Source organism: Streptococcus sp. SR4 (assembly GCF_000517725.1).
GTDB lineage: Bacteria > Bacillota > Bacilli > Lactobacillales > Streptococcaceae > Streptococcus > Streptococcus salivarius_F.
Genome location: NZ_AZYW01000019.1, coordinates 91729 through 100373 on the forward strand (window position 1 = coordinate 91729; position 8645 = coordinate 100373).

Annotated in this window: 9 protein-coding genes; all 9 read left to right on the top strand. The window is 37.8% G+C overall.

What is annotated here, in order from left to right; all coding sequences use genetic code 11:
• The first annotated feature begins 299 nt into the window (after positions 1-299).
• The 9 genes from HMPREF1519_RS02460 (at position 300) to tgt (ending at position 8577) form a co-directional block, all read left to right on the top strand.
• Positions 300-1499, top strand: coding sequence for an argininosuccinate synthase (locus HMPREF1519_RS02460; protein ID WP_002885646.1), 1200 nt, complete (start codon positions 300-302; stop codon positions 1497-1499).
• Positions 1500-1825: 326 nt separating this feature from the next.
• Positions 1826-3211, top strand: coding sequence for an argininosuccinate lyase (gene argH, locus HMPREF1519_RS02465; RefSeq protein WP_037601513.1), 1386 nt, complete (start codon positions 1826-1828; stop codon positions 3209-3211).
• Between the two features lie 84 nt (positions 3212-3295).
• On the top strand, positions 3296-3631 hold the full coding sequence (rnpA, locus tag HMPREF1519_RS02470) for a ribonuclease P protein component (RefSeq protein ID WP_002891957.1): 336 nt from the start codon (positions 3296-3298) through the stop codon (positions 3629-3631).
• Between the two features lie 115 nt (positions 3632-3746).
• Positions 3747-4553, top strand: a complete 807-nt coding sequence (locus tag HMPREF1519_RS02475) for a membrane protein insertase YidC (RefSeq protein WP_037605452.1) — start codon at positions 3747-3749, stop codon at positions 4551-4553.
• A gap of 11 nt (positions 4554-4564) precedes the next feature.
• On the top strand, positions 4565-5608 hold the full coding sequence (gene jag / locus HMPREF1519_RS02480) for an RNA-binding cell elongation regulator Jag/EloR (RefSeq protein ID WP_037611122.1): 1044 nt from the start codon (positions 4565-4567) through the stop codon (positions 5606-5608).
• Positions 5609-5740: 132 nt separating this feature from the next.
• Positions 5741-6337: a TetR/AcrR family transcriptional regulator gene (locus tag HMPREF1519_RS02485; RefSeq protein WP_022496035.1), complete on the top strand. Its 597-nt coding sequence runs from the start codon at positions 5741-5743 to the stop codon at positions 6335-6337.
• Positions 6334-6897, top strand: a complete 564-nt coding sequence (locus HMPREF1519_RS02490; RefSeq protein WP_002885768.1) for an NAD(P)H-dependent oxidoreductase — start codon at positions 6334-6336, stop codon at positions 6895-6897. The genes HMPREF1519_RS02485 and HMPREF1519_RS02490 overlap by 4 nt, the downstream gene beginning before the upstream one ends.
• A 195-nt stretch (positions 6898-7092) precedes the next feature.
• Positions 7093-7227, top strand: a complete 135-nt coding sequence (gene rpmH / locus HMPREF1519_RS02495) for a 50S ribosomal protein L34 (protein WP_002885866.1) — start codon at positions 7093-7095, stop codon at positions 7225-7227.
• Positions 7228-7434: 207 nt separating this feature from the next.
• Complete coding sequence (tgt, locus tag HMPREF1519_RS02500; protein WP_002885761.1) at positions 7435-8577, top strand: tRNA guanosine(34) transglycosylase Tgt; 1143 nt, start codon at positions 7435-7437, stop codon at positions 8575-8577.
• Positions 8578-8645 lie beyond the last annotated feature (68 nt).

Below are 8645 nucleotides of genomic sequence, written 5' to 3' on the forward strand. Positions count from 1 at the left end.
GTACTTTGTACAGGCCTTTTGGCATTTTAGAAGATAAATAGTTAAAGATGCTTTTGAATCTATTTGTATAGTTTCAAAAGTGTTTTTTATTTTTCATTACTTCTTGCATAAAATTGAATAAAAATTAAGAATTAAGCACTTTTTAGGTCAAAAGAATAAGTAAAAACAAATAAAAACTAAATAAATATAAAAAAATAACAAAAAAGTGTTGACAAGTGAATAAATATGCAATATAATTAATCTCGTAAGGTTGATAGAGATAGCAACCACAAGAAAATATAAGAAAAGAGAAAAATATTATGTCAAAAGAGAAAGTTATTCTTGCCTATTCGGGAGGTCTTGATACCTCAGTCGCTATTACATGGCTTAAAAAAGATTACGATGTTATCGCCGTTTGTATGGACGTCGGTGAAGGTAAAGACCTTGAGTTTATCCATGACAAAGCTTTGACAGTTGGAGCTGTCGAGTCATACGTGCTTGATGTTAAAGATGAGTTTGCTGAAGATTATGTGCTTCCAGCACTTCAAGCTCACGCTTACTATGAACAAAAATATCCTTTGGTTTCAGCACTTAGTCGTCCAATCATTGCTAAAAAATTGGTTGAGATTGCTCATAAAACAGGAGCAACGACTATCGCTCACGGTTGTACTGGTAAAGGTAATGACCAAGTTCGTTTCGAAGTTGCCATTGCTGCCCTAGACCCAAGTCTTAAAGTAGTAGCGCCAGTACGTGAATGGAAGTGGTCTCGTGAGGAAGAAATTGAGTATGCTAAGGCTAATGGTGTTCCAGTTCCAGCAGACCTTGATAATCCTTACTCAGTCGATCAAAACCTTTGGGGACGTGCTAACGAGTGTGGTGTTCTTGAAAATCCTTGGAATCAAGCTCCAGAAGAAGCTTTTGGGATTACCAATTCACCAGAGTCTGCGCCAGATGAAGCTGAATATGTCGATGTAACCTTTAAAGAAGGGAAACCAGTTGCTCTTAACGGTAAAGAAATGAAATTGGCTGACCTTATCCAAGAAATGAATGTTATTGCTGGTAAGCATGGCGTCGGACGTATCGACCACGTTGAGAACCGTCTTGTAGGTATCAAATCTCGTGAAATTTATGAATGTCCAGGAGCTATCGCCCTTTTGACAGCTCATAAAGAAATTGAGGACTTAACTTTGGTACGTGAAGTTTCTCACTTTAAACCAATTCTTGAAAATGAATTGTCAAACCTTATCTACAATGCTTTGTGGTTTAGCCCAGCAACACAAGCTATCATTGCTTATATTAAGGAAACACAAAAAGTTGTTAATGGTATCGCTAAAGTTAAGCTTTACAAAGGGCATGCTCAAGTAGTAGCACGTCAATCAGCTAATTCATTGTATGATGAAAACTTGGCTACTTACACATCAGCTGACAGCTTTGATCAGGATGCTGCAATTGGATTTATCAAGCTTTGGGGTCTTCCAACTCAGGTTAATTCACAAGTTAACCATCCATTTGACAATTAATGACAGATTACATAAGAAAAGTAGGCTATTAGAAGAAAAACGCTTCTTATCAGATAAAAGTGGACAGAGAGCCACATCTGATACTCTTTTCTTATAACTTATATTATTATCGTTAAGGCGTTCTGAGAGGCGTCACGAGCCTAAATAAACTACGACAGAGATCGGGTTTTAGGAAAACAAGTGTCCAGAGAGACAAATTAAGCTAGACAAATACTATCTAGCTTTTTTCATTTAAGTTATTGTGACCAAAGAGGTCGTTGCTTGTTATAAGTATTAAGAAAGGATGGAAGATTATCCCAGTGTGGGGTAATCTTCAAAATAAAACTATGGCAGAAAATCATAAACTATGGGGCGGTCGGTTCGAAGCTAGTCTTGAAAAATGGGTAGAAGAATTTGGTGCTTCAATCTCATTTGACCAAAAGATGGCAGAGTTTGATTTGAAAGGGTCTATTGCCCATGTTACGATGCTTGGTGAGACAGGAATTATTACCAAAGAGGAAGCATTGCAAATTAAACAGGGCTTGGAAGAACTGCTTGAGGAATATAAGGCTGGTAAACTAGAATTTGATGTTTCCAATGAAGATATCCATATGAATATGGAGAGTCTTTTAACGGCTAAAATTGGACCAGTAGCAGGAAAACTTCATACAGCACGTTCACGTAACGACCAAGTGGCAACGGATATGCACTTGTATCTAAAAGCCAAACTAGTGGAAGTTATTGAGAAGCTTGATAATTTACGTGGTACTTTGGTCAATCTAGCAGACAAACATACCTACACGATTATGCCAGGCTACACCCACTTGCAGCATGCACAACCGATTTCTTTTGGTCACCACTTGATGGCTTATTACAACATGTTTACACGTGATGCCGAACGTTTTGAATTTAATATCAAGCATACGGATATCTCTCCACTCGGAGCTGCTGCTCTAGCCGGAACAACTTTCCCAATTGATCGTAATATGACATCTGACTTAATGGGCTTTGCAAAACCATATAGCAATTCCTTGGATGCTGTTTCCGATCGTGACTTTATTCTCGAATTCTTGTCAAACTCAAGTATTCTCATGATGCATATGACACGTATTTGTGAAGAAATCATTAACTGGTGTTCTAACGAGTTTAAGTTTGTAACTCTATCTGATACTTTTTCAACAGGCTCTTCCATTATGCCTCAAAAGAAAAACCCAGATATGGCAGAACTAATTCGTGGGAAATCAGGTCGTGTCTATGGCAACTTGATTGGATTGTTGACCGTGATGAAGTCATTACCTTTGGCCTACAATAAAGATCTCCAGGAAGATAAAGAGGGTATGTTTGATACGGTAGAGACGATTACTGTCGCTATTGATATTCTCGCAGGCATGCTCAATACAATGACTGTTAACGACAAACATATGGCAGAGTCAACAGAGAAAGATTTTTCAAATGCTACAGAGTTGGCTGATTATCTTGCATCTAAAGGCCTACCATTCCGTGAAGCACATGAGATTGTTGGAAAACTTGTCCTTGAGTGTACCAAAGCTGGTTATTACCTTCAGGATGTTCCTCTCGAACGTTATCAAGAAGTTTCAGATTTAATTGAAGAGGACATCTATGAGACACTTAAATCTCATACAGCTGTTGAACGTCGTCATTCCCTTGGTGGAACTGGTTTTGACCAGGTTAAATGGCAAATCAAAGAAGCTCAAAAAGCTCTAAAAAAATAAGTCTCTAAGGCCCCAACCACAAGGTTTTGGGCTTTTTTGCTATTTATGATATAATAGTACTAATTTTGAGTTTGGAGTCGCATTTTGAAAAAATCTTATCGCGTTAAGAAAGAGAAAGACTTTAAAGCATTATTTGATGCAGGACACAGTGTTGCTAATCGAAAATTTGTTGTCTACTGTCTGGATCGTGATTTACCTCATTTTAGAGTAGGTTTGTCAGTCAGTAAGCGTCTTGGTAATGCGGTTACTCGGAATCGGGTAAAACGTCGTCTACGACATGCACTGATGGACATGTCATCTCAGTTAGAACATCAAGATTTTGTCGTTATTGCTCGTAAAGGTGTCGAAGACTTAAGTTATCAAGACATTTATAGCAATCTCGTTCATGTCTTAAAAATAGCAAAGTTATATAAGGACTAAAAAATTATTTTGCTTCTTTACATTGTAGGATAAACTAAAATCACTCCTGATTTTTGAGATACTCTTAATGAATGGAAGCGAAGCAGTTCTTTATCGTATTAAAAAGGAGTTTTTAGTGAAGAAAAAACTTAATATATCTGTTTTAGGTGCAGGAGCTCTCTTGCTTTTGTCCGCGTGTGGACGAAGTGATGTTACAAGTCACTCTACAGGCCTTTGGGAACGTCTTATTTTAATGTTTGGGAAGGCTATTCAAGGGCTCTCATTTGGTGGTTCTATTGGATTAGGTATTATTATTTTCACGATTTTAATTCGTGCGGTAATGATTCCTCTTTATAATCGCCAAATTAAGTCAAGCCGTGAACTACAAGAGTTGCAGCCAGAGTTACGTCGCTTGCAGAGTGAGTATCCTGGACGCGAGAATCGTGAAGCTCTTGCTTATGCACAACAAGATCTTTATAAAGAGCATGGTGTAAATCCTTACGCAAGCTTCGTTCCTCTCTTGATCCAATTTCCTATTTTGATGGCTCTTTATGGAGCGCTCACGCGAGTGCCAGAGTTGCGAGAAGGAACATTCCTCTGGGTTGACCTAGGTCAGAAAGATCCTTACTTTATTCTTCCGATTTTGGCGGCTGCTTTCACCTTCCTTTCAACTTGGTTGACAAATAAGGCAGCTAAAGATCGTAGTGCAATGCTTCTTGTTATGAATATCATGCTTCCAATCTTTATTTTCTGGTTTGGAACTCAGATTTCTTCAGGGGTAGCACTTTACTGGGCAGTTTCGAACGCCTTCCAAGTTGTTCAGATTTTGGTTTTTAATAATCCGTTTAAAATCATTGAAGAACGTAATCGTTTGGAAGCGGAAGAAAAAGAACGTAAAGCTAAGATTCGTCGTGCCAAGAAAAAGGCGCATAAACGTAAATAAGGAGGCTTATTATGGTTGTCTATTCTGGACGAACAGTCGAACAAGCTATCGAAAAAGGTTTGAAAGATCTTAATTTACCCCGTATGAAGGCTCATATTAAGGTGATTTCTCGTGAGAAAAAAGGTTTTCTAGGGTTCGGAAAGAAACCAGCTCGAGTTAGTGTTGAACCAATAAATGAAAAGATAGCTCACGAAGCAGATCAAAACACCGTTAAAGTGGCTCCCGATGCTGTAAAACAATTAGACGATTCTGTCGCAAGTCCCAAAGACGAAACGATTGCTTTCAATAAAGTGACAAAACTCGTTACGGTTTCAGATAGTAAGGAAATTGCACAAGAAAACTTAAAGCAACCAGTGTCTACAGAGACCCTTGGTGAAGAGTTGCCAGATAAGAAACAGGAGCAACCAAAGGCAACAATTATTCCTCTATCTGTTAAACGTGAGTCATCGGAAGAGGATGCTACAGAATTTATGGCAAATTCGCTTGAGCCCCAACTAGAACCGGTGGCTCAAGTTCAGACTCCGGAAACTTCTGAAGGAGATTTCAGTTCATTTATGGCATCTGAGTTTAGTTCAGATGAGTCTTCTGAAAATAATTTAGAAGATATTCAAGGGGCTGCAGATGATGTTTTATCTTACCTCGAAAAAATTATCTATGAAATGGATGTCGATGCTAGCCTAGAGGTTAGTCACAATCGTCGCAATATTATCATTCAGATTGAAACAGACCAACCCGGTCGTGTTATTGGTTATCATGGCAAGGTTCTCAAGTCTTTACAACTTTTAGCGCAAAATTATTTGCACGATCGTCATTCTAAACGTTTTAGTGTTGTTCTTAATGTTCGTGATTATTTGGAGCAACGCACAGAGACTTTGATTGATCTAGCAGAAAAAACGGCGGCTAAAGTAAAAGAAACAGGTCGAGAGTACGTTATGGATCCAATGACGAATAGCGAACGAAAAATTATCCATAAGGCACTTTCTCAAATTGAAGGTGTTGAAAGTCACTCAGAAGGAGACGATCCTAATCGTTACGTTGTTGTGACAAAAGTATAGTTAAAATAGCGTTTATTGCTTACAGAAGCTAGTCTTATTTGAAGGCTGGTTTTTTTTGACAATAAAAAGTAGACGGTGTATACTTTATTTAAAAGGTAGTCGCTGTCTACTTAGATGGAAATAGGAGTCAAAATGAAACGTAATACTGCTGAATTGAAGGAAAAGTTAATCGAAACAGGAGTCAAGGAAATAAGAACAAGAGGTGTTGATCAACTATCTATCCGAACGGTGGCTCAAAGATGTGGGGTCACCCATGGAGCGCCCTATAAGCACTTTGAAAATAAGGATGTCTATCTTCAGGTAGTTTTAGAGCGTTTATCTGAGATCTTTTTGAAGTGTCTGACACAAGGGGTAGACTCTTCGCTTGATGTAAGAGGTCAATTAGTATTAATGGGCTGTAATTTTGTGGGATTTGCTCAAAAAGAAACAAATAGTTTTGAGGCCTTGTTTATTAAGTTTTCTTTCAATTATATGGAGCTCACTCGGGACAGTATCTCTGTTAATGCCCATTTACCAGGGTTTGAGCACTTTAAGAGTGTGGTTCTGAAGCTGAAAAGTAACATGAATATTTCTGGTAGTGAGGCAGAAATATTAGTTCATATCTGGAGTTTTATTACTGGATTAGCCGTTTTGGTAAGGAGTCCTATTGGTGATAATTTCAATAATAACACTATTGAAGAGACTGTTAGTACTATGTTAGACATCTATGTTAAAGGAGCTAAACAATGAAAACCTTAATTATCTACTCCCATCCAAACGACAAGAGCTACAATGCCTCTATACTAGAGACTGTTAAAGAAAATTTATCGTCTAAACATGAGTTAAAGATTCTAGATTTGTATAAAGAGAAGTTCGATCCTGTTTTACGTTTTGATACAACACATAGGAGAAGAGACTTAGCGCACGATGTAGCTATGAAAGACTATCGAGATTTAATAACTTGGGCAGATCAGTTGATTTTTATTTTTCCAACTTGGTGGAGTGGAATGCCAGCTATCTTGAAAGGATTTATTGAACGCGTTTTTGTTGCTGGCTTTGCCTATGAAAATACACCCCGTGGATTGGATGGTAAATTGACTGGGAAAGCTTGGATTATTACAACCCACAATACACCAAAGATTGTTCTACCTTTAGTTCAAGATTATAGCAAAGTCCTAAAATTTCAAGTCCTAAAACCTTGTGGTATTAAATCGGTCAAAGTTACCCAGGTTTCACCCGTTGAGTATATGAGTGATTATAAGCGAAAAGAGGTACTCAAGAAAATAGCTAAACTAGCAAGAAGGTTATGAGCAAGCGATGATATAGGAACGGCATTGTAGTTTACAGTTATCACTAGCCTTCGGGCATCGAAGATATAATGAAATTAATATCTAAGTAATTCTTGACAAGATTAAGCTATTGCTGTAAAATAGTATGGTATGTTTAGTAACTGATCAAAAATAGCCGGCTAAACGAATACGAAAATCTATCAGGAGGTATTCAACGTGAAACGTACTTATCAACCAAGTAAAATCCGTCGTCAACGTAAACACGGATTCCGTCACCGTATGTCAACTAAAAACGGACGTCGTGTTCTTGCAGCTCGTCGTCGTAAAGGACGTAAAGTTCTTTCAGCTTAAGACATTATTGAAAGCAACAGTGCTCGAGACTGTTGCTTTTTGTTTTTTGCTATAAATGATAGTGTTGATGTTTGATGTTATTCATCCAAAAGTTTGAAAATATAGAGCTGACAATTCTTGTAATTTTTGATAAACTAAAGCGGTTGTGGATAATGACCACTTACTAAAAAATACTTAGGACTGTTTTTCCTAATGTAAGGAGTATAAATGACTGATTTTCCTATTAAATATCGTCTTATAAAGAAAGAAAAACACACAGGAGCACGCCTAGGGGAAATTATCACGCCTCATGGAACTTTTCCAACGCCGATGTTTATGCCTGTAGGCACCCAAGCTACAGTAAAAACGCAATCTCCTGAAGAATTAAAACAGATGGGTTCAGGGATTATTTTGGCCAATACCTATCATTTATGGCTAAGACCTGGTGACGAGCTTGTTGCTAAAGCTGGAGGACTCCATAAATTCATGAATTGGGACCAAGCGATTCTTACAGATAGCGGTGGTTTCCAAGTATATTCATTAGCCGAAAAACGAAACATCTCGGAAGAAGGTGTGACATTTAAAAATCACCTCAATGGAAGTAAGATGTTTTTATCTCCTGAAAAAGCGATCTCGATTCAGAATAATCTTGGCTCAGATATTATGATGAGTTTTGATGAATGCCCTCAATTTTACCAACCATACGATTATGTGAAAAATTCTATTGAACGTACAAGTCGTTGGGCAGAACGAGGGCTAAAAGCACATCGTCGTCCACATGACCAAGGTCTTTTTGGAATCGTACAGGGAGCAGGTTTTGAAGATCTTCGTAGACAATCTGCACAGGATTTGGTTTCCATGGATTTTCCAGGTTATTCAATTGGAGGTCTTGCAGTAGGAGAAACTCATGAAGAGATGAATGCAGTTCTAGACTTTACTGTACCTTTACTTCCTGAGAATAAACCACGTTATCTTATGGGGGTAGGGGCACCAGATAGTTTGATCGACGGTGTTATTCGTGGCGTTGACATGTATGATTGTGTTCTCCCAACACGAATTGCTCGTAACGGAACTTGTATGACGAGTCAAGGGCGTCTCGTGGTTAAAAATGCAGCGTATGCAGAAGATTTTAGCCCTATAGATCCTGAATGTGATTGTTATACATGTAAGAATTACACACGTGCTTATGTGAGACATTTGTTGAAAGCAGATGAAACGTTTGGAATTCGCCTGACAAGTTATCATAATCTCTACTTCTTGGTAAATTTAATGGTCAAGGTCCGACAAGCTATTGTAGATGACAATTTACTTGAGTTTCGCCAAGACTTTATAGAAAAGTATGGTTACAAGTCAAGTAAAAGAAATTTTTAAATAATTTATTTAGCAGTACATGATTGTACTGCTTTATTTTTTTCAAAAAAACCTATTGACAAGAATTT

What these genes read in the sequence shown, in the direction of transcription:
- HMPREF1519_RS02460 (WP_002885646.1), top strand. Translation starts at nt 300, where the DNA reads ATGTCAAAAGAGAAAGTTATTCTTGCCTATTCGGGAGGTCTTGATACC.
- argH (WP_037601513.1), top strand. Translation starts at nt 1,826, where the DNA reads ATGGCAGAAAATCATAAACTATGGGGCGGTCGGTTCGAAGCTAGTCTT.
- jag (WP_037611122.1), top strand. Translation starts at nt 4,565, where the DNA reads ATGGTTGTCTATTCTGGACGAACAGTCGAACAAGCTATCGAAAAAGGT.
- HMPREF1519_RS02485 (WP_022496035.1), top strand. Translation starts at nt 5,741, where the DNA reads ATGAAACGTAATACTGCTGAATTGAAGGAAAAGTTAATCGAAACAGGA.
- HMPREF1519_RS02490 (WP_002885768.1), top strand. Translation starts at nt 6,334, where the DNA reads ATGAAAACCTTAATTATCTACTCCCATCCAAACGACAAGAGCTACAAT.
- tgt (WP_002885761.1), top strand. Translation starts at nt 7,435, where the DNA reads ATGACTGATTTTCCTATTAAATATCGTCTTATAAAGAAAGAAAAACAC.